The sequence below is a fragment of the Cupriavidus sp. FW305-F7 genome, assembly GCF_058782875.1.
This window is the reverse complement of the sequence record NZ_JBYSYC010000078.1, coordinates 1-21,870: the sequence shown is the minus strand read 5'-3', so window position 1 is coordinate 21,870 and position 21,870 is coordinate 1. Positions and strand designations below refer to the sequence as shown.

15 protein-coding genes and 3 pseudogenes are annotated in these 21,870 nt (G+C 62.7%); 16 read left to right on the top strand and 2 right to left on the bottom strand.

All coding sequences use genetic code 11. The features are described 5' to 3' along the window. The 14 genes and pseudogenes from AC3WL8_RS38085 to AC3WL8_RS38020 all read left to right on the top strand — a co-directional run. Positions 1-201: H-NS histone family protein (locus tag AC3WL8_RS38085; RefSeq protein WP_492380100.1), on the top strand; the 201-nt coding region annotated here is incomplete at its 5' end. Between the two features lie 175 nt (positions 202-376). Further along, a complete protein-coding gene (locus tag AC3WL8_RS38080; RefSeq protein ID WP_042876636.1) occupies positions 377-643 on the top strand; it encodes an H-NS histone family protein in 267 nt (88 codons plus the stop codon). Between the two features lie 78 nt (positions 644-721). After that, positions 722-1,480, top strand: coding sequence for a tol-pal system protein YbgF (gene ybgF, locus AC3WL8_RS38075; protein WP_492380099.1), 759 nt, complete (start codon positions 722-724; stop codon positions 1,478-1,480). Between the two features lie 658 nt (positions 1,481-2,138). After that, positions 2,139-3,577, top strand: a pseudogene (locus AC3WL8_RS38070) (short-chain fatty acid transporter). Positions 3,578-4,773: 1,196 nt separating this feature from the next. Further along, a complete protein-coding gene (locus AC3WL8_RS38065) occupies positions 4,774-6,207 on the top strand; it encodes an NAD-dependent succinate-semialdehyde dehydrogenase (protein ID WP_492380098.1) in 1,434 nt (477 codons plus the stop codon). Positions 6,208-6,282: 75 nt separating this feature from the next. Next, positions 6,283-7,563, top strand: coding sequence for an MFS transporter (locus AC3WL8_RS38060; RefSeq protein WP_492380097.1), 1,281 nt, complete (start codon positions 6,283-6,285; stop codon positions 7,561-7,563). A 24-nt stretch (positions 7,564-7,587) separates the two neighbouring features. Then, positions 7,588-9,234 carry a GMC family oxidoreductase gene (locus AC3WL8_RS38055; RefSeq protein ID WP_492380096.1) on the top strand — a complete coding sequence of 549 codons (1,647 nt, stop codon included), beginning with the start codon at positions 7,588-7,590 and terminating at the stop codon, positions 9,232-9,234. Between the two features lie 123 nt (positions 9,235-9,357). Further along, on the top strand, positions 9,358-10,329 hold the full coding sequence (locus tag AC3WL8_RS38050; RefSeq protein ID WP_492380095.1) for a Bug family tripartite tricarboxylate transporter substrate binding protein: 972 nt from the start codon (positions 9,358-9,360) through the stop codon (positions 10,327-10,329). A 23-nt stretch (positions 10,330-10,352) separates the two neighbouring features. Then, entirely contained in the window at positions 10,353-11,309 is a 957-nt protein-coding gene (locus tag AC3WL8_RS38045; RefSeq protein ID WP_492380094.1) for an NAD(P)H-dependent flavin oxidoreductase, read from the top strand. 9 nt (positions 11,310-11,318) lie between these two features. After that, complete coding sequence (locus AC3WL8_RS38040) at positions 11,319-12,053, top strand: enoyl-CoA hydratase/isomerase family protein (RefSeq protein WP_492380093.1); 735 nt, start codon at positions 11,319-11,321, stop codon at positions 12,051-12,053. Between the two features lie 6 nt (positions 12,054-12,059). After that, positions 12,060-13,259: a CaiB/BaiF CoA transferase family protein gene (locus AC3WL8_RS38035; protein WP_492380092.1), complete on the top strand. Its 1,200-nt coding sequence runs from the start codon at positions 12,060-12,062 to the stop codon at positions 13,257-13,259. 32 nt (positions 13,260-13,291) lie between these two features. Continuing rightward, on the top strand, positions 13,292-14,062 hold the full coding sequence (locus AC3WL8_RS38030) for an enoyl-CoA hydratase/isomerase family protein (protein WP_492380091.1): 771 nt from the start codon (positions 13,292-13,294) through the stop codon (positions 14,060-14,062). Continuing rightward, positions 14,059-15,681: an AMP-binding protein gene (locus tag AC3WL8_RS38025; protein ID WP_492380090.1), complete on the top strand. Its 1,623-nt coding sequence runs from the start codon at positions 14,059-14,061 to the stop codon at positions 15,679-15,681. The genes AC3WL8_RS38030 and AC3WL8_RS38025 overlap by 4 nt, the downstream gene beginning before the upstream one ends. 20 nt (positions 15,682-15,701) lie before the next feature. Then, complete coding sequence (locus tag AC3WL8_RS38020) at positions 15,702-16,643, top strand: hydroxymethylglutaryl-CoA lyase (protein WP_492380089.1); 942 nt, start codon at positions 15,702-15,704, stop codon at positions 16,641-16,643. On the opposite strand, the gene AC3WL8_RS38015 is transcribed toward AC3WL8_RS38020, so the two are convergent. Further along, positions 16,629-17,264 carry a MarR family winged helix-turn-helix transcriptional regulator gene (locus AC3WL8_RS38015; protein ID WP_492380088.1) on the bottom strand — a complete coding sequence of 212 codons (636 nt, stop codon included), beginning with the start codon at positions 17,262-17,264 and terminating at the stop codon, positions 16,629-16,631. The two genes, AC3WL8_RS38020 and AC3WL8_RS38015, sit on opposite strands and share 15 nt — an antisense overlap. Before the next feature lie 271 nt (positions 17,265-17,535). On the opposite strand from AC3WL8_RS38015, the pseudogene AC3WL8_RS38010 reads away from it, so the two are divergent. Then, positions 17,536-19,464, top strand: a pseudogene (locus AC3WL8_RS38010) (DUF4158 domain-containing protein); the annotation flags it as partial. 173 nt (positions 19,465-19,637) lie between these two features. Here the strand turns inward: AC3WL8_RS38010 and AC3WL8_RS38005 are convergent. Beyond that, a complete protein-coding gene (locus AC3WL8_RS38005) occupies positions 19,638-21,149 on the bottom strand; it encodes an ATP-binding protein (RefSeq protein WP_492380087.1) in 1,512 nt (503 codons plus the stop codon). A 426-nt stretch (positions 21,150-21,575) separates the two neighbouring features. Between AC3WL8_RS38005 and AC3WL8_RS38000 the strand changes: the two are divergent. Beyond that, positions 21,576-21,794 (top strand): annotated as a pseudogene (locus AC3WL8_RS38000) (DUF4158 domain-containing protein); the annotation flags it as partial. Positions 21,795-21,870 lie beyond the last annotated feature (76 nt).

The window sequence follows — 21,870 nt, the reverse complement described above, 5'->3', positions numbered from 1 at the left end:
ATGCAGGAGTACGACCTCAGCATTGAGGACATTGCGGGCAAGCCCAGTGTTGAGCCCGCTGCCCGCGCTGTTCCGACGAAGGCCGCGCCGCGTCCGAGGTACCGCAACCCGAAGACGGGCCAGACCTGGTCGGGGCGCGGTCGGGCTCCCGCGTGGATTGGCAAGAAGCCTGAGCGTTTCCTAATCGATCTCTTGTACTGAACGACAGGTCGGCGGGCGCGGCCGGTCCGCCCCCATTCTGACAAGCAAACTCGGCAGGCCGGAAGTTCGGCGGCCACTGCGCAGGAAGCCCAAGGGGAAGAGCCGGGCAACGAGCCGGGGGCGGCGGCGCTGCCTAACAACCAGGACGAAGGCAACGACAGCAGTGACGGCAGCGATGACAGCAAAAACTGAGCGGGCGGACGCGATCCGCTGGATCCAGGCGCAGATGGACGACTACGGGCTCACCCTCGAAGAGCTCGACGCGGCGGGGTGCTTCGCGCCACCGCCGCCCCCACCGCCGCCACCGGCCGCACCGCCGGCGCCGGTGGTCTGCTACCGCAACGCGGAAGGGCTCACCTGGGACGGGCAGGGCGAGATGCCGTCATGGCTCAAGCGCGCGGTCAATGCGGGGCAGAGCGTTGAGTTTTTCCGGGTAGGATAGGGGCCGCCGATGCATTTGGCCCGCAGACCAACAGCGATCTGACGACGGCTAACCGACACGACCCACGACGACCCATTTATGAAAGTACACGTTTCCACCCTGTTGTGGCTCGCCGCCATGGCGAGCGGCGGTATGCTGCCCCTCACGCAGGCGCACGCCGGAGTGTTCGACGATGAGCAGGCGCGCAAAACGGTCATCAACCTGCGCGACCAGTTCAACAGCTTCCAGGCGACGGCGACCCAGCGCATTGAGCAGAATAGCCGCACTACGCTCGACCTGCAGAACCAGCTCGAAGGTCTACGCCAGGAACTTGCGCGACTACGCGGCCAGAACGAAGTGCTGCAGAACACGGTAGCGACGCTGCAGAAGCAGCAGAAGGACTATTACGCCGACCTGGATGCGCGCCTGAAGAAGTTCGAGCCCCAGCACGCTTCGGTCGAAGACCGCCAGGGCACGTCGCCGCCGGGCGAGAAGCCCGAATACGACGCCGCGCTCAAGCATTTCCAGGCGGGCGACTTCAAGAGCGCCGGGAATTCGTTCTCGTCGTTTATCAAGAAGTATCCGCAGAGCCCCTACCTGCCGCTGGCGCAGTACTGGCTCGGCAACTCGCTCTACGCGCAGCGCGACTATAAGGGGTCCACGTGGGTGCTGCACAAAATGATCAATGCCAACCCGACGCATCCCAAGGTGCCGGACGCAATGATCGCGGTTGCCAATAATCAGCTCGAGTCCGGGCAGAAGGCGGCCGCGCGCAAAACGCTGGAACAGGTAGTGGCCAAGTATCCCGGTACCGAAGGCGCGCGTGCGGCGATCAACCGGTTGAAGACGCTGAAGTAAGTGCGGGCGGCTTCCAGCCGGCCGCACCACGCGCCTCGTGGGGTCTACGATGATCCCGATAGGGTCCTACTGGCTGGCCTATACGGGCACCGACACCGCTGCAGGCGCGATGGCAGTCATTACGCGAGCCGACCTGGTCCACTTCCTGTCCAGCACGGCGACGGCTATCAGCGCAAGCGACGGGCTCAGGATCAACGAGAAGATAGTCCATGTGGCGCCGGAGCGTCCCAAGGCGTTGGCAAAAAGTCCAACCGCGAAGGAGCAAGTGATCCAGGCAACAATTGCAAGCATGGCGGCAGATTCCACGAGTCAAAGTAATTGCCACGTGAAACGGCGAGCCACCAGTATGGGGCAATCGTCCTTTTGCAGAAAATTGATACGGTCGCGCCGCCGAATTACTTGAGAATCAACGACTTGAGAAAGAGTCGACCGCTCGACACAAGGGAGGTCGGAAAGCCTAGCAAGGAGCGGCTTTCCGGATGGTCACCGTATCAATCTGCATCAAAAGGACGATCACGCCTTGCTGGAGCAGTCGCTCGGCATGGGGCTGCGGAAACCGGACGCCGGGATGGCGGCCGGCCAGCAAGCATAGACGAAAGGAGGTGCAGTCATGTCACGACAAGAGAAGATCGCTCCAGCTACACCTGTGCCGCAGGAGATGCACCCGGGTGGCGGCCTGGCCGGCAGCGCCGCGCTTGACACGCCGGCACTCGAACGGCTCGCGCTGCGAGTGACTGCTTGGTGCGAGAAGTGGTATCCGGACGCCTACGTATTCGTCGGCCTGACGGTGGTGGCCGTCGCGTTAGGGGCGATGGCGATCGGCGCGTCGCCCGGTGCAGTGTCGGTTGCGTTTGGCAGCGGCTTTTGGAGCCTGATCCCATTCACGATGCAGATGGTGATGGTCGCCATCACAGGCTATGTCATCGCCAGTTCTCCGCCGATGGCGCGGCTCGTCGAGCATGCGGCGCAGTTGCCGCGCAATGGGCGCTCGGCCGTTGCCTACGTGGCGTTCATCAGCGTCGCTTCTCCACTGGGCCATCAGCCTCATCTTTGCCGGGTTGCTGGCTAAGGCCTTGGCGCGTCGCACAGAGCTGCGTATGGACTATCGCGCTGCCGGCGCGGCGGCATATCTCGGCATCGGCGCGACGTGGGCGATGGGACTCAGCTCGTCGGCGGCGCAACTGCAGGCGAACCCGGCAAGCATTCCCCCGAGCCTGCTGCAGATCACCGGGGGTGATTCCGTTCAGCGAGACCATCTTTCTGTGGCAGAGCCTGGTAGTGACGGGGGTATTGCTCGTGGTCTCAACGCTGATCGCATACTGGACCGCGCCGGGCGCGTCGCGCGCCAAGACTGCGGCCGAACTGGGTGTCGTCATCGAGCCAGCTGAGTTTTCCACTCCGGTCTGCAGGCGCTCCGGCGAGTGGTTAGAGCACAGCCCGATGCTGACGATCGCGCTCGTGGCGCTGGGGACGGGTTGGGTGTGGCATGAGCTATCCGGCAAGCCGTTGCTGGTGGCGATTTCCGGCCTCAATACCTATAACCTGATCTTCTTGCTGGTCGGCATGCTGCTGCACTGGCGGCCGCGCAGCTTCCTCGATGCGGTGGCGAGGGCGGTGCCGGCTACCGCGGGCGTGCTGATTCAGTTTCCACTCTACGGCGCTATTGCCAGCATACTGACTTCTACGGCGCAGGGCCCGGACGGTGCCTCGCTGTCGCACCATCTTTCAACGATGTTTGTCGACATCTCATCGGGCGGAAGCTATCCGCTGATGATGGGCGTCTATTCGTCAGTCCTTGGATTCTTCGTGCCATCCGGTGGAGGTAAGTGGATCATCGAGGCGCCGTACGTAATGCAAGCCGCCAATGACCTCCATGTCCACCTCGGTTGGGTCGTACAGATCTACAACGCCGCGGAGGCGCTGCCGAACCTGATCAACCCGTTCTGGATGCTGCCGCTGCTCGGCATCCTCGGTCTGAAGGCCCGCGACCTCGTGGGCTTCACGTTCGCGCAGTTTCTTACTCACACGCCACTGGTACTGCTCTTACTGTGGGCCCTGGCCGGCACCTTGCAGTATTCGCCGCCTGTGCTGCCGTAGTGCGATGGCCCCTGCGCTGCAGCAGGGCAGCGCAAGGGCCAGCTGGTGGGAATTGCTTTCGCAATCAAGGTTGCCAACACACGCTCTCTTGAGGGGGTGGTGGCGAAAGCTGTGCGAGTTCGAATCTCGCCGTGGCACCAAAGACGTTTATTGGCAAGGCACCCCGACATAGCATTCATCAGGCCTTTGAGATCAGGCCATTACTGTAAATGGGTTCGGCTTCTTACCGGATCGTTTCCTGATCGCTCGTTGCTTCTGTCAACCAACTTTGCTCGTCGCTTCGCGACCCACCGCGGTCATTCGACGCCCAAGCGGACTTACGTCTCTTCCCGGACCCTCAACAGCCGTTCGGACAGGCACTGCGCCAAGGGCTGCTTCCCCGGTCCAACGGCCACCCGCTTGTGGCGGACGGCTTGCCACTCTCACAGTCGATCATCCACCGCGCGCTGCCACCGGCGTGGGGATAGCGTTTAGGTCGCGATAGCTTAAAGCCACCCTGCAAACTTCCCAGAAATGCGTGCCGACCCAAGCACCGAAAACTGGCTGTGCCTGGCCAGATAGAGAAAGACCCCGTTTGACGAGTCTTCTTCCTTTCCCGGCCCGCGTGACCAACTCGCGTCTCATTACCGCCTCCATTCCGTTCGAAAGGCGACGAACTGCCTTCTGCTTCGTGGCTGGTAACAACTCCTCGGCCCCGTGCCGCCCGCGCCGGCATCGTCTCTCAACGATATAGTTGACAAGATAAACTATATGAAATACTGTGTCCACTAACGTCGAAGCGGAGGGAAGACAGGATTTTGTGCCTGATGAAGTACGTGCTGTGGATGGCTGCCGTGCTGATGGTAGCCCGGTGACAATCGGTCCGGCCCGGCTGACGGCCACTTCGACACGTTCGGCGGCGCCGGGGCGTCGATACGGGCGTCGGCCTGGCTCGAAGGCCGGGCTTGCGATCCCTGCTCCATACGTGGACGGGCCTCGCAACGCGCAGCGACGGCCCTGTCGGCAACCTCTGCGCGGCTCGACTCGCCACCGCCACATCGCCCGTGCGCGCGTGCAGGCGCCGACGCGCACTCGCTCCGTTTTGCCACGCCGAAGCCCCCAAAGCGGACCACGACGTCGTTGCGACCGCGAGTCCAGTGTTCGAGAGGTCGCCAATTGCGCAATGAGCATCGATGAATCAAAGGAGAGGCAGTCCCATGTACGAAGACGTTCAACTCTATATCGACGGCGAATGGAAGGCGGGCGCATCGGCGCGCACCATCGACGTGGTAAATCCTGCAACGGAAGAAGTGATCGGCAAGGTCGCGAAGGCGGAGATCTCCGATCTCGACGCGGCCGTCGCCGCCGCGCAAGCGGGTTTCGAAACGTGGAAGCGCGTGAGCGCGTACGAGCGTGCGAACACCATGCGCCGCGCGGCAAATCTCTTGCGCGAGCGCGCTGAAGGCATCGCACGCGTGATGACGCTCGAACAAGGCAAGCCGCTCGCTGAAGCGAAAGGCGAAGCGATGTCCGCAGCCGATCTCATCGACTGGTTCGCAGACGAAGGGCGGCGCGCGTACGGGCGCATGGTGCCGTCGCGCATTCCCGGCTCATATCAGTTGGTGATGAAGGAACCGGTGGGTCCAGTCGCGGCATTCTCGCCGTGGAACTTCCCCATCAATCAGGTCGTGAGGAAGCTCTCGGCTGCGCTCGCGGCGGGCTGCTCGATCATCGTCAAGGCGCCAGAGGAAACGCCTGCCGCGCCTGCCGCGCTGATTCGGGCATTCGCAGATGCGGGCGTGCCGCGCGGGGTCATCAATCTCGTCTATGGCGTGCCGGCTGAAATCTCGGAATACCTCGTGCCGCATCCGACGATCCGCAAGATTTCATTCACTGGCTCGACGCCGGTGGGAAAGCATCTCGCGGAACTGGCCGGCCGTCACATGAAGAAAGCGACGATGGAGCTCGGCGGCCACGGTCCCGTGCTGGTCTGCGAAGACGCCGATATCGAGGCGGCCGCAGCGCAACTCGGCGCGTTCAAGCTGCGCAACGCGGGTCAGGTATGCACGTCGCCGACGCGCTTTCTTGTCGCGCGCGAGGTGTATGAACCATTCATCGAGATGCTCGTTGCGGCGATGTCGAAGGTGCCGGTCGGCGACGGCCTCGCCGACGGCGTGGCGATGGGACCGCTCGCCAATCAACGGCGTTTGCGCGCGATGCAAAGCCTCGTCGAGGATGCGTTGTCGTGCGGCGGTACGTTGCGCATGGGTGGCAAGCGCATCGGTGGGCGGGGCTATTTCTTCGCACCCACCGTTATCGCCGATGCGCCGAAGCGCGCGCGCATCATGACCGAAGAGCCGTTCGGCCCGATCGCGGTCGTCAATGCATTCGATTCGCTTGACGAAATGATCGCCGAAGCGAACCGCTTGCCCTACGGCCTTTGCGCGTTCGCGTACACGCGATCGGCGAAGCAAGCCCATCGGATCGCGGCGGAAGTCGAAACGGGCATGTTGACGATCAATCAGATCGCCATCGCGTTCCCGGAAGTGCCGTTCGGCGGCGTGAAGGACAGCGGCTACGGTAGCGAGGGCGGCGCGGAAGCCATCGACGCGTATCTCAATCTGAAGTACGTCTCGCAACTCGACATCTGAATTGACATGGCCGGCGGCCCGTTCGCTATGCCTGGGCTCGCACAACACGACTAAAAAAGTATCGGAGACACGACTATGGACCTCGAACAACAGGTCATGCGGCGGGTGATGTATCGGCTGATGCCCGTGCTGATCTTCTGCTATTTGATTTCGTATATCGACCGCAGCAATCTCGCAGTTGCTGCCATCGCGATGAATCGCGATCTCGGACTTTCACCGACGGACTATGGACTCGCCGCCGGCATCTTCTTTCTCGGCTATGTGGCTTGCGAGATTCCATCAAACATCTTCATGTCGAAGCTGGGTGCACGCCTGTGGATCTCGCGCATCATGCTGACGTGGGGCCTGCTTTCGGGCGCCATGGCCTTCGCGGTAGGTGCGAAGTCGCTATTTGTGCTGCGAATTCTTCTGGGTATGGCGGAAGCTGGCTTGTTCCCGGGGCTGATCTTCTACATCTCCTTCTGGTTTCCGTCGACGTATCGGGCGCGTGCCTTCGGCTACTTTCTCGTCGCGATTCCGTTGTCCATTGTCATTGGTGCGCCGCTGTCGGCATCGATTCTCTACATGGACGGTATCGGCGGGCTTGCAGGCTGGCAGTGGGTGTTCATCATCGAAGCCGCGCCTGCCGTGCTCTTCTCGTTCTTCTGCTTCTTCTTCCTGACCGATACACCGGCGAAGGCGAACTGGCTCAGCGACCCGGAACGAAAATGGCTCATTTCGCGTCTGGCGCGCGATGTCGAACATGTCGATTCGCACGGACGCGGCGAAATCATGGCCGCGTTCCGGCATCCGCGCGTGTGGCTTATGAGTCTTATCAATGTCGCCTTGATTGGGTGCAGCTATGGATGCGTATTCTTCCTGCCGCTGATCGTGTCCGAGTTTGGCTTCAGCAAGATGGAGACCGGGTTGATCACCGCGCTGCCGTTCGCCGCGGGCGCATTGGCGATGATAGTGTGGGGTCGCAAGTCCGACCGCGCAGGCGAGCGCAAGATGCATCTCATCATGCCGCTGCTGGTGGCGGTGATGGGTTTCTTCATTGCAGCAGAGGCCGATCACGTGACGACGAAAATGATTGGCCTGGCTCTGGCAGCATGTGGAACCTTCGCGTCGCTGCCGCCGTTCTGGTCGCTACCGCCCATGTTTCTCAAGGGCACCGGCGCGGCGGCCGGCATCGCGCTGATCAATACCATCGGCAGTCTTGCCGGTTTCGGCGCGCCGTACCTGATGGGCTACGTGAAGGAGCATACGGGAAGTTATTCGCTGGGCCTGCTCATCATCGGCGCAAGCGCCCTGATCGCGGCGTTGCTTGCACTGCGCGTTCGTTCCGACGAAGTACCGCTCTCGCGTCCGGCCTGACTAGTCCACGTAACAGACAAGACCATGGAAGCAATCGACTATATCGTTGTGGGTGGCGGCTCCGCCGGATGCACAGTCACGGCGCGGCTGGTACAGGCGGGCAAGCGCGTTGCGCTGATCGAGTCGGGACCAGCGGACAATCACCCTTTCATCCACATTCCTGCGGCGTTCTTCAAAGTGCATGGTACGCGTCGCATGTGGATGTACAAGACTGAGCGTCAGGCGAACGTGAACAATCGCGAGATGTATATCCCGCAGGGCCGAACGCTCGGCGGCGGCAGTTCAGTGAACGCGATGATCTACATTCGCGGCCAGCAACTCGACTTCGATGACTGGGAGGCGCAGGGCGCGCGCGGATGGGCCTGGCGCGACGTGCTGCCGTATTTCGTGAAGAGCGAAGCCAACGCGCGACTCGGTGGGCCGCTGCACGGCACGGCGGGGCCGTTGAAGGTAAGCGACGCCCGCCACGTGCATCCGTTCTCGCGCGCCTTCGTCGAGGCCGCGACGCAAGCCGGCGTGCCCTTCACCGACGACTTCAACGGTGAGCATCAGGAGGGCGCCGGCATGTTTCAGACCACCACGTTCGACGGGCGTCGGGGCAGCAGCGCGGCGACCTACCTGAAGATGGTGAAGCATGACGCGGGCCTGCGGCTTGTGACCGCAGCGGATGTGCTGGGAATCACGTGTGAAGGACGTCGTGCGTCGGGTGTGATGCTGCGCCACGCGAGCGGCGAAACGGAACATCTTGCGTGCCGCGAGGAAGTGATCCTCTGCGCGGGCGGCGCGGCGAGTCCCAAGCTCTTGATGCTCTCCGGCATCGGCCCGGAGGCGCACCTGCGCGAACACGGCATTGCCGTTGTTCATGATCTGAAAGGCGTGGGTGAGAACTTCCAGGATCACCTGACTGCGCCTGTCTACGGGCGCGCCCGTTATCCGGTTAGTCTGCTAGGCCATGACAAGGGCCTGCGCGCGCTTATGCATGGCCTGCGATACGTGTTCTCGCGCTCAGGTCTATTAAGTTCAAACGTAATCGAGAGCGGCGCATTCATCGACACGAGTGGTAGCGGCCGCCCCGATATTCAGATTCACACCACACCGACGCTTGTCGGTGATGTGGACCGCAAGCCACTCGATGGCCATGGCATCACCATCGGACCGTGCGTCGTGCGGCCGAAGTCGCGCGGAACGGTGCGGCTTGCCTCGAAAGACCCGCTTGCTCCTGCGTTGCTCGATCCGCGTTTCTATAGCGACCCGTACGATATGGAAACAATGATTCGCGGCGTCAGGATCAGCCGCAAGATCCTGCGCGCGCCAGCGCTGCGCGACGTCATTGCGGAAGAACTGATGCCCAGTTCAGCCGACGACATCAGTGACGCCGACATCGAGGATCACATTCGCAAAGTTTCGAAGACCGTGTTTCATCCGGCTGGAAGCTGCCGCATGGGCACCGATGACATGGCAGTAGTCGATCCGCAATTGCGCGTGCGCGGCATGACCAACCTGCGGGTTGCGGACGCCTCTGTGATGCCGGCGCTTGTGAGCGGCAACACCAACGCAACGGCCATCATGATCGGCGAGCGCTGCGCCGACTTCATCCTGAACCGCTCGAGAGGGCGCGATCTCGAAAGCATGCAGCAGGATGCGGGGGCCGAGTACACGATGAAGCCCTGACGGGGCTGGTACCTCCGTCCGGCGCCACATGCGCCCGGCCTCGCCCGTACAAATATATAGTGGACAACAGCAACCATATAAAATACAATGTCCACAGATGTTGAAGCGCTTCACAAAGGAGACATGATGTTGCGCCTGATGAAGTACACGTTATGGATGGCTGCTGCGCTGGTGGTCAGCAGCCAGGTAGAAGCGGCCTATCCCGACCGGCCGATCGTTCTGGTCGTCCCGTTCGCGGCTGGCGGACCAGCCGACGTGATGGCGCGAACGCTCGCCAAATCCATGGGCACCCGGATCGGACAGCCGATCGTGGTGGAGAACCGGCCCGGCGCCGGGGGGCTCGTCGGGATCTCGGTCGTCACCCGCGCCACGGCTGACGGCTATACGCTCGGCATGGCCGGTACGGGCGCCATGGTCTACGCACCGTTCATCTCGCCGAAGATGCCATTCGACCCGCTCAAGGATGTGACCTATCTGAGCACGGTGGTCTCCACCCCCAATCTGCTGGTCGTCAATGCCAACTCTCCATTCAAATCGGTAGCCGATTTGCTGGCTGCTGCCAAACGCGAGCCAGAGAAATTCACCGTGGCGTCGGCTGGCGTGGGCAGCAGCACCCATGTAGTCGGCGCGTTGTTCCAGCGCGAAGCCGGCATTCGTCTGCGCCACGTACCTTACAAGGGAGGCGCGCCCGCCGCGCAGGACCTGATGGGCGGACAGGTGGACATGTTTATCGCCGAAGTCCCAGCCGTGGCGCACCTGATCAAGGGCGGCAAGCTCCGTGCGCTGATGGTGACCGATACAAAACGGCTCGCGGCATTGCCGGACGTACCGACAGCGGCCGAAGCCGGCTTGCCGAACGTGCTCGCCGCAGGCGCGTACGGTGTTGTCGCGCCGCGCGGGTTGCCTGAAGACGTCGCCCGCAAAATTGTCGATGCCGTCACCGGCGCATTGCGTACCCCTGACGTTGTGGAAAAGTTCGCCGACCAGGGCGGCATCGCACAGTCCAGCACGCCGGACGGCTATCGCGCGCTGATCAAGTCCGAGCAGCGGCGATGGGGGCCGGTCATCAAGGCCGCCGGCATCACCGCGGAGTAATCGCTTTGCAGAGGAACCAGAACATGAGCATCAAGACGCGAATTACCGAGTTGCTCGGGATCCGCTACCCCATCGTCCAGGCGGGCATGAGTTGGGCATCGTCAAGTTCGCACCTGGCGGGGGCGGTGTCGAAGGCCGGGGGGTTGGGGGTCATTGCGGCTGGCCCGATGCGACCCGATGACCTGAGGCGTGCGATCCGCGAAGTCCGCGAAATCACGGATGCGCCGTTCGCGGTCAACGTGGCGCTGTACAACAAGCGGGCTGCCGAGCATCTGCAGATCGTGCTCGACGAAGCCGTCCCGGTCCTGATCGCATCGCAGGGCAGTCCGCGCGAACACATTGGCCGCTTTCAGGCGGCCGGGGTCAAGTGGCTTCACGTGGTGGCGCATCCCGACCACGCGCGCAAGGCAGCGGCCGCCGGTGTCGATGGCCTGGTCGTGGTGGGCGGCGAGGCAGGCGGACATCCGCCACCCAGCGGCACGAGCACCCTGGTGCTGGTGCGATTGATCGCGCGTTCCGTCGACCTGCCGATCATTGCCGGGGGCGGGGTTGCCGATGGCGCGGGCGTCGCGGCCATGCTTTGCCTGGGTGCCGATGCCGTGCAGATGGGTACGCGCTTCCTGCTGACGCCCGAGGCCTCGCTGCATGATGCGTACAAGCAGAAGGTGCTGGCAGCCGGAGTGGGCGACACCACGCTCGTGGGCTGGCGGGGCTTGCCCATCCGCGCGGTGCGCAATGCGTTCACCGATGCATACGAAGCCGCGGAACGGGCTGGCCAGCCGCGCGAGGCGCTTGAGGCGCTGTTCGGCAGCCGTTCGCTGAAGATGGCCGCATTGGATGGCGATGTCGACCAGGGCAAGGTCGAAGCGGGGCAGAGTGCCGCGCTGGTCGATGCACTGGAGCCGGCCGCCGTGTTGGTCGAGCGCATTGCGGCAGAGACGCGCGAAGCGATGGCACGCATGGCAAATCAATTCAAGTAGAGGTGAGAGATGATGACCGAACTGCAGATTGAAAACGTCGGCCACGTGCGCGTGTTGCGCATGAACCGTCCGGAAAAACGCAATGCGCTGAACAATGCACTGACACGTGGGCTGGTGGATGCGCTGGCGGCGGCCGAGGCCGACGAGGGCGTGCATGTGGTGGTGCTCACGGGCAACGGTCCGGCGTTCTGCGCCGGCGCCGACATCACGGAGTTCAAGGACCTGACCCCGGACCAGATGTCGCGCGTGGAAGAGCGTGCCGAGCTGACGATGCAACTGCACCTCAGCGTATCGCGCATGAGCAAGCCCGTGATTGCCGCAATCAACGGTTTTGCCATGGGCGGCGGTGCCGGGCTGGCCATTGCATGCGATCTGGCGCTGGCCGCGCGTTCGGCGCGTATTGGCTATCCGGAAGTGAAGCACGGCATCGTGGCTGCCATCGTGCTGCCGAACCTGACACGACAGATTGGCCGCAAGGCGGCCTTTTACATGGTGGCCACCGGTGAATCGATCGAAGCGGAACGCGCGGTCGAGCTGGGCATGGTCAACGCCGCGCATGACGACCATGTGTTGATGGATGAGACCATGGCGCTGGCCAGCCGTCTGGCGGATGTCAGCCGTGCCGCCATGGCCACCACCAAGCAGACGTTCCACGAAGTGGTGGACCTGCCGCTGGCGCGCGGTCTGGAGATCGGACGCGAAGCCAACAAACGCATGCGCAGTTTCGTGCGGACGGAACGGTAGCGCGCCATGAGCAAGCCACTTGAACATATCACGATTCTCGATCTGTCGAGAGTGCTGGCCTGCCCGTTTGCATCAATGATCCTTGCGGAACTCGGTGCCACGGTGATCAAGGTCGAGCAGCCAGGCAGCGGTGACGAGACGCGCAGCTTCGAACCGCGCGTGGAGGCCAACGGCGGCAGCGAAAGCGCCTACTACATGGCGTTCAATCGCAGCAAGCAATCGATCACCGTCAACCTGCGCAGCGAAGCGGGGCAGCAGATCGTACGAGATCTGGCAGCAAACGTCGATGTGGTGATCGAGAACTTCCCGGTCGGCACGCTGAAGCGCTATGGACTGGGCCCCCAGACGCTGCGGGAGATTAACCCGAAGCTGGTCTATCTGTCCTGTACCGGATTTGGGCAGACCGGTCCCTACGCACCGCGCAAGGGCTACGACACCGTGTTCCAGGCGATGGGCGGGCTTATGAGCCTGACCGGCGAACGCGATGGCGGGCCGGTCAAGCCCGGCTTGCCGGTGGCCGATCTGACGTCCGGCCTCTGGGCCGCCATCGCCGTGCTCTCGGCGCTGCAGGGTCGCAGTGCGTCAGGGCAGGGCTGTCACATCGATCTTTCGATGTTCGACGCACAGGTCAGCCTGCTCACGCTGGCGGCGGCGCGCTGGTTCGCGCTGCACGAAGTACCGCCGCGCATGGGCACGGAGCACCCCGGGCGCGTGCCATCGGCGAGCTTCCAGGCCGCGTGTGGCCGCTGGCTCCATATTACGGCGAGCGACCAGCACTGGGCGCTGCTCTGCCAGGTGCTGAAACTTGAGACCTGGGGCGCGGATCCTGAACTTCAGACTAACGCAGGCCGTGTGCGCCGGCGCGATGAAGTGATGCAGCGGCTGACTGAGGCCATCGCGGCGTGCGATCGCGACACGCTGTGCGATGCCATGGACATCGCTGGTGTGCCCGCCGGCCCGATCAAGTCGGTGGACGAAGTCCTGTCCGATCCTCATGTGCAGGCGCGCGGCATGGTCGCGCACTTCGACCATCCGGTCATCGGCCAGTTTCCCGCGCTACCGGTACCGCTGCGCTTCGACGGCTGGGACAACCCCGAGGTGGGGCGGCCGCCGCTGCTTGGCGAGCATACGGACGACGTGCTGCGCGACCGGCTGGGCATGGACGCGCAACGCGTGAAGGCGCTGCACGAAGCCAAGGCGATCTAAGGTGTAGCAATCCAACGCGTATCGAGATAACCATGACTGAATCGAACGAAACGGGCACACAGCCTGCCGTGCTATACGCGGTCGAAGGCGGCGTTGCCACCATCACGCTGAACCGACCGGATAGCCGTAATGCGCTGAACCTGGCCATGTGCGAGGGTTTGCAGGCCGCAGCCACGGCGGCCGCCGTCGATCCCGACGTGCGCGTCGTGCTGGTGCGCGCTGCCGGTCCGGTGTTCTGCGCCGGCGCCGACCTCAAGGAACGCAAGACGATGGATGAAGCGCAGGTGCTGGCCCGCCGCATGCGTGGATTCTTTGCCTACGAAGCGCTGGAAAGCCTGCCGATGCCGGTGATCGCCGTTGTGGCGGGCCCGGCGGCAGGTTCTGGCGTGGAAATTGCCGCGGCCTGCGACGTTGCCGTGGCCACGCCCGATGCCACGTTCTGGACGCCGGAGGCGCAGTGGGGCACCGTGGGCGCGACCCAGCGCCTGGCGCGGATAGTCGGCAAGCGGCTGGCCAAGGACATGATGTTCACCGGGCGGCGTTTGACGGCGGCCGAAGCGCAGGACGTTGGGCTCGTCACGCGCATTGTGGCGCCTGACAGCCTGGAGGCCGAGGTGGCAGCCATGGCGGCAAGCGTCGCCAAGGCGCCGCCGCTGAGCATGCGCCTCGCCAAACGCTGCATCGATCGCGGCATCGAGCTGGGCCCACGTGGTGCGTTGGCCGAGGAGCTTCTTGCAATCGAAGAGAACCTGGCCCGTTCTGACTGGCGTGCGGGAATCGGTGCATTTGGAGGCAAAATATGACATGGGAACCTCGCACATTTGCCGCGGTGCTGGCGCAGCAGGCCAGCCTGGGTGGGTCGCGACGTGCGCTGGTCACGCCAGACGGGGCGGCCACGTGGCGCGAACTGGAGGCGCAGTCGCGCCGCGTCGCCAAGGCGCTGCTGGCGCGCGGCGTGAAGCGCGGAGATTTCGTTGCCCTGCTGTGCGGTAACGACGAGCATTGGGTGGCGAGCTTCTACGGCGCCGCACTGATCGGCGCCGTGACCGTGCCCGTCAACACCCGCTTCAAAGCTGCGGAGATCGCGTATTGCCTTCGCCAATCCGACGTGCGCTTGCTGATCCTGGCCGACCGATTCCTGAAGATCGACTTCATGGCGTTCCTGCGCGAGGCGGAGCCCGATGTCGATCATGCGCTGCCGGGGAGTGCGCTGCCATTGCTCCGCGATGTGGTGGTCGTGGGCAACGATGTGCCGCGTGCGGGCCTTGACTGGGAAGCTTTTCTTGCCGCGGGCGATGCGCTGCCCGACGATGCGCTCGCCGACGCCATGCGTGCCGTCACGCCGGAGGATCTGCTGCTGATCCAGTTCACGTCCGGGACGACGGCGCATCCCAAGGGCGTGATGCTCACGCACGACAACATGTTGCGCAATGCCGCGGCCGTAGGCCAGCGGCTTGGCATCGAGCCTTCGGATTGCTATTTCAACTGCCGCCCGTTCTTTCATGTGGCCGGCTCCACGCTGTCGCTCCTTTGCGCGCTGTGTGCAGGTGCGAGCATCGCCACGCTGCCCACATTCGATGCCGGCGCTGCGCTGGAGATGCTGGAGAAAGAACGTTGCACATTGATTTCGGGTAACGAGACCCTGTTCCAGATGCTGATGGCGCACCCCTCGTTCGAGCGCTCGCGATTGCATCTGCGTGGTGGGTGGGCAGCGGCAGGCCCTGACACGATGCAGCGCATCATCGACGAGATGGGTATCGACCAGATCTGCTGGGCTTATGGCTTGTCGGAGGCGTCGCCGAATGTCGTCATCAATGACTGGCGCGATGATGTAGCGCTGCGGGTGGGTGGGTTCGCCCTCCCGCATGATGGCGTAGTCGTGCGAATCGTCGACGAGGCGTCGGGCGCCGTCTGTGGCGACGACAAGGTCGGGGAGATTCAGGTCACGGGCTGGGGAGTGATGCGGGGCTACTACAAGCAGCCCGACGCTAACGCCAGGGTATTCACGGCGGACGGCTGGCTGCGCACCGGCGATCTCGGGGCATTGCGCAAGGATGGACGCCTGCGGCTGGTTGGCCGGTTGAAGGACGTGTTCCGTGTCGGTGGGGAGAACGTAGCGCCCGCCGAGGTGGAGCAAGTGCTGTTGTCCCATCCGGCAGTGGCGTCGGCCCAGGTGGTGGGTGTGCCCGACACGCGCCTCGGCGAAGTGCCGGCCGCATTTGTCACGCTCAAGCCTGGCATGACGCTCGACGCCGAAGCGCTGCTGGCCTGGGCCAGGCCGCGCATGGCGAACTTTCGGACGCCACGGTACGCCGATATCGTGACCGACTTCGAGCGAATCGGCATGACCGCCAGCGGCAAGGTCCAGAAGAACAAGCTGCGCGAGCATGCCATCGCGCTGTTCCACTTGTCGGGCCAATGAGCCCCGTTCCGGAGACATCCATGACTGCCGAAGTCGTTCTGTGTGAATGCTTTGCCCGCGACGGGCTGCAGCATGAGCCCGCTTTCGTGCCCACCGAAACGAAAGTGGCGCTCGTCGATCGCTTTGCGGCCGTCGGCTTTCCTCGCGTGGAAGCTACATCGTATTCGAATCCAAAGGTCGTGCCGCAGTTTGCCGATGCCACCGAGCTGCTGCGCGCGCTGCCACGGCGCGATGGCGTGATGTACAAGGCGACCTGTGCCAACGGCCACGCCGTGCAGCGCGCGCTGGCGGACCTTGACGCCGGTTTCGGTGCCACGGAGGTGAGCCTGCTCGTGTCTGCGTCGTCGTCGCACTCCGAGCGCAACCTCAAGCGCAGCAGGGACGAGCAATGGCAGAACATTCGCGCCATGGCAGAGGCGGCGCGCGGGCGCTTCCGCATGGTAGGTACCATCTCGGTCGCGTTCGGATGCCCGTTCGAAGGCCATGTCGACCCCCAGCAGGTCCTGCGCGATGTGGGGCAGTTTCGCGATGCGGGGGTGGGGCTTGTCACGCTCGGCGACACGACCGGCATGGCCACGCCAGAAACTGTGCGGGCATTGTTCCGCGCCATGCGAAGGGACTTCCCGGACATTACCCCAATTGCGCACTTCCATGACACTCGCGGCACGGGCCTGGTCAACTATGTTGCCGCCCTGGAAGCCGGGGTGACCCACTTCGATTGCGCGATGGGCGGCGTTGGCGGTCACCCGGCCAAGGTGCAGTACGGCGGCGGGCATACCGGAAACGTCTGCACGGAAGACTGGGTGGCGTTGCTCGATGCGATGGGCGTCCGGACGGGCATCGATCTGGACGGCATGCTGAAAGCCGCGCAGCAATGCGAAGCCGTGCTCGGCCGTGTGTTGCACAGCCGGGTGTTGCGCAGCGGGCTGAACCCGTTGCGGACCGCTTTACGCGCCGCCTGAGTCGCCTACCAGCCGGTTGAGGCGCGACACCAGCGAGCGGATTTCGGCAAGGTCGAGCTCGGTGTCGCCACCCGGTTCCATGGCGGCGTCAGCCGCCTGCGCAGGGCTTTCTGTTTCGTCGACGGCCTCGCCCGCCGCGGCCCGCCGCTCTTCGTCCAGCACTTCGCGCGCACTGATGGTGAGCATTGACAGCATTTCAATCAACTGTTTGCGCTGCTCGGGGCTTAGCGGTTTCAGGAGCCGCTCGTTACGCGCATTGGCGTCGACGATCACCTGTCGGTAAAGCGCATCGCCAGCCTTGGTCAGACTCAGCAGCACCGCGCGTGCATCGGTGTCGCTACGCTCGCTGACGACCAACCCGCGCTCGATCAGCCCGGATACGGTGCGGCTGGCGTAGCTTTTGTCCAATGCGGCGCGGCGTGCGAGTTCCTTTAGCGAAAGCGGTGCGTGCGCGCCCAGCATGCCGATCGATCGCCATTCCAGCAGTGTCAGGCCGAATTTGCGCTGCACGCGCAACGATGCGCTTGCGGCAGAGAGGCCGGCCAGGTTGTGCAGACGTGAGGAAAGCAGGTCGGTAATGATCCGCGGCGCGGCAGCAGAACTTCGTTTTGTTGCGCTCATTGGCGAGGGTGTCCGTTAGTTGAGTCTGTCAACGATTTTAACTGCATTGTAAGTGACCAGCATTGTTTCGTTGATATAACGGACGACAGTAACGAAATGGTTTATGTTGTAGGGGTAATCGTACTTTTCTTGCAAAATCTGGCGGTTTCCCCGAAAGCCTTTGTCGACAAGGCTTTCCGACAAGCCCACACCTGTTGGCCGCAGCGAATGAGAGGAGGGCGTAACATATCCGCCCGCGATTCGGATCGCGCCATCTCGTTAGGGGTAAGGGATGCCGGGCTTGGCATTTCGCTATGTGGGGAGTGACCGATTGCCGATTCGGCCGTCGGAATTCGATGTGGAGCGATATTTCGCTCTGACCGACAGCGACGTCGCGGCGCTCAATGAGCGCTTTCGGCACGATCGGCGCGCCGGGGCAGCCATCCAACTCGTATTCCTACGCGCAGGCCAGGTCAGTACGCTGCCGCGCCAGTTGCTCCACCACATCGGCCAGCGGCTCGGTTTGCCGACGCCAATGATCGCATCGCTCCGGACCCTATATCGCCGTTACAAGACACTCAATGACCACCTGATTTGGGCCTGCGGGTATCTGGGCTTGAAGTCGATCAGGCCGGATCAGTGGGCAGAACTCGAAGTATGGATGCGCCAGGATGCCAAGGAATCGCTCACGCTTGAGGAACTCCTTCAGCACGCGAACTACTGGCAGTACGAGCGAAGGATTCTGATTCCTGCCGACCGGACGTTGCGGCATCTCGGGCGATCGGTCTGGGCTGAGATCGAGCGCAACACGCTTGCCCTGATCGAGGGGACCGTCCCTGAGACGCAACTGAGGCGCGCCGACGCAGCACTATCGAGCCAACACGATACCGCAGGCATGACCGTTCTCGACTGGCTCAAGACGCCGCCGGCCCGACACAGTGTGACGACGCTCACGGAAACGCAGGAGAAGATTCGGTTTCTCCAGGAGATCGGGGTCCACACATGGACGCTGGACACCGTGCCGATCGATAAGCAGCGTGCCTGGGGACAGCGGATTCAGGCTCGCCGACCGGTGAAGACCCGCGAACTCAAGGGGTCGACGCGCACTCTTGAGCTGGTATTTTTCCTTCGCGTGACGCTGCTCGAGTTGACCGATTCGCTGCTCTATCAAATAGGACGCCGCGTTTCCGATCTGGTTCGGCACGCCTACAACAAGACCACAACGAAACAGGCTCGCTCTGCGGTTGAATATCGACAACAACTGATCGCGATCAAAGCGCTCGTTTGTGACAACACGCGCCCGGCAGAAGTCCGACTTGCAGAGATTGGGACACTGCTTGGGGAGCTACCGGAAGAGCCTCGCGCTAGCCATGCAGCCAGCGTGCGAGTGACGCTGGCTGATGATCACCGGCGCATCCGTAGTCTTCTTTCACCCCTATGTGAACTAGAGCTGTCGGGTCGGGACACGGAACCAAGCCTGCAGAAACTCAGGCTTATCGCCAGGCTGCACGATAGTGGCGCGACAGAGTTGCCAATTGACCACGGAGTGCCGATGAGCGCCAAGTGGCGCGCCTTGGTTGACTGCGACGATCGCAAGCGGGCACTGCGCGCTCTGGAAGCCGCCGCGATCACGCGCTTGCGCAAAGATCTGCGCCGCGGGTCCCTGTGGATTAACCACAGTCTGTCCTTTCGTGAACGCGACCAGATGCTGATTCCGCCGTCAGATTGGGAGTCCGAGCGAGGCCGACACCTATCGTTATTAGGTCTACCAGCTACAGCGGAGCCCTTTCTTGATCGATTGACTGAGAACCTGAAGGCCGGCGTCGCAGCGCTGGAAGAGGCTCGCGAAGCCGGCCGCGTGACAATCGGCAGGGATGGCGCTCTGCACCTCTCGGCATTTGACGCGCTACCGCCGGATGGGATACCCAGGCGCACACGCGACCTAATTTTCAAGGCGATCGGCCCAGCTCAGTTTGCAGATCTGATGATGGAAGTGGATGTCCGCACGGGCTTTAGCGAAGCACTGCTGGCGCGGAAGGCACGGGATGCCAACGAACTTGTCTCGCTCTATGGTGCGCTGATGGCACACGGCACCGAGATTGACGCGAAGGGCGTTGCTGCCATGATTCAGCAAGTCGATGCTGCGGCGATTTCGAACACAATCCGTGTACTCGAAATGTCGCGCCGGCTGTCGCGCGCCGGCGCGCGCGTAGTTGAGTTTATGATCGGCGGATAAACTGAGGCCTGTCTGCAGGTGAACGCAATTCAGAAAGTTCGGCATGCAAGCTTCGAGCAGCCGACGGCCAGGCGATGGGCAGCGTGGCGCGGCGCTCCTGCCATGCATCAAGAGGGTCGGCCCGGAGAAGGGTGCCGAAGCTTCCGCCGGCCAGTGCATCACACTGACCGAGAAGACGTTAGCATCCTGACGTACGCTGGCAAGTCCAGGCACTGGTAGCCAGCGGCCGTCAGCGCCCGAGCCTCTTCGTCTGAAAAAACAGGCGAGAACAGCGCCTTGGTCAACGTCCACCCATTCACCCGGCGCCCCTCCTTTGTCGACATGAATCGCTCGATGTGTCGCTCAAATTCGGAAAGCGAGGACCGGATGTGCTTGGTCGCACTGCGTTTGCACGAGCCGAAGCGGATATGCCGGGCGTCCTCGTCAAGTGCGACGATGTCGATCTCGATCGCGTTCTGTTCGTCTCGCGGCCGATTCCAGTAACCCAGTTCGATGGAGGTCAGCGAGAAGTCGCCCACGCCCTTTCGCGAACACTCTACGTGCAACTGACGAATCAGCTTCTCGAACGCGTATCCCTCGTGCCCGTGCAGCCGAGGGAGCGTCAGATCGATCGCCTTCGAAAGCGGGCGGATGCGGGATGCGTCCCGCGCCGGCTTCACGACCGACAGCCAAGCCTGCAGAAAGTTGTCGGTGATGTAATAGCGGGCGTTGCGGCTCTTGCTCTCCGAAAACACCGGGTGGCGTTTGTCGACCATATGGTAATTCTCGACCAAGCGCTTGACTGTGACCTTCAACGACGCTTCGTCTTCATCCCGCAGCAGTGTGCCGACCAGTTGCCCGTGGCTCGAGCCCGGATGTTCCGCGAGGAAATTTAGGACTGAGAGCAGTCTGCCCTTCACCTCACGGAGGAAGGATGTGTCTGCTTCTTCGGCCAGAGGGCTGCCTTCGCGAAGGAACATCCGCTCGAGCAAGGCTTCCTGAAACCGGGAATCCACCTGAAACAGGCCTTGGTCATACGCGTCCCGGTAGAACTTGGGAACGCCCTCAAAGAAGCCCCAGAGCGTGAGCCAATGGTGCGGATCGCGGATATCGTGGGCGCGGTACACCTCGATCAGGTCCTCGAAATCCCAGTGCTGCAGATCGATAGTCGCTGTGAGCCGCCCAAAGAGTGGCGCACCCTTGTCGTCGAGGAGCGCGCTCATTTCCGACTGCAGGGAGCCAAGGACAAACAGCCCGCCCCCTTGCGTATCGCGCAGCTGGTCCACTTGCGCCTGCAGGAATGAGTTGAAGGCGTAGAGCCTTGTCGCCGTGAAATATTGGAATTCGTCCAACACGACGATCAGGCCGCGGCGGCATAGATCGCCAATCACGCCTGCCATCGAGGCGAAGTCAGTGACTTGCGGGGCCAGTGCATTTGCGATCTCGGATTCGCAGTCTTCCAGCGCCCGACGGAACCCAGCCGCCACATCTCGCTCGTCTGAGTCTGGTATCTGCATGTAGACCATCCGGGCTATTAGCGACGGTTCGCTCTTGGATAGCTCACGCAGGAGGGTTGTCTTGCCAATGCGTCGTCGGCCTTGGATGCGGCAGAAGAACCAGTTTGGACCATGAACGATCCGATCCAGCGTCTCCAGCGTTCCCATCCGTCCGTAGAATTCCCAGGAGGCCATATTCTCGCTACTTTAGTTACATTTATGTATCTTAATTGATCATGACCCGCAAGGCTAGGGGGGACAAGGCCTGAGCCGGAAAACTAACGCTCTTTCGTCAAGGCGGAAGGCCTTGACGAGATATAAAGTATCGATTGCTAATTTAAGTTACAAAAAAGTATCTTATTGGTGAAGGCTGCTGCTTCTCCTCTCCCAGCCGCCAGCCTCGTACAAAGGCCGGGTGGGGGAGGCGGCGAACTTCCGGGGCCCAGACTGAACTCCATCACGGGGTAATCGTACTTTTCGTGCAAAATCTGGCGGTTTCCCCGAAAGCCTTTATCCACAACGCTTTCCGACAAGCCCACACCTGTTGGCCGCAGCGAATGAGAGGAGGGCGTAACATATCCGCCCGCGATTCGGATCGCGCCATCTCGTTAGGGGTAAGGGATGCCGGGCTTGGCATTTCGCTATGTGGGAAGTGACCGATTGCCGATTCGGCCGTCGGAATTCGATGTGGAGCGATATTTCGCTCTGACCGACAGCGACGTCGCGGCGCTCAATGAGCGCTTTCGGCACGATCGGCGCGCCGGGGCAGCCATCCAACTCGTATTCCTACGCGCAAGCGGGCACAGCCTCGGCCAGGTCAGTACGCTGCCGCGCCAGTTGTATGGTGTGAGTCTGTCATTGGCCAAGTGGATGATTCGACATGCGTGAAATCAATCAGCAGCGGCTGCGCTACTTC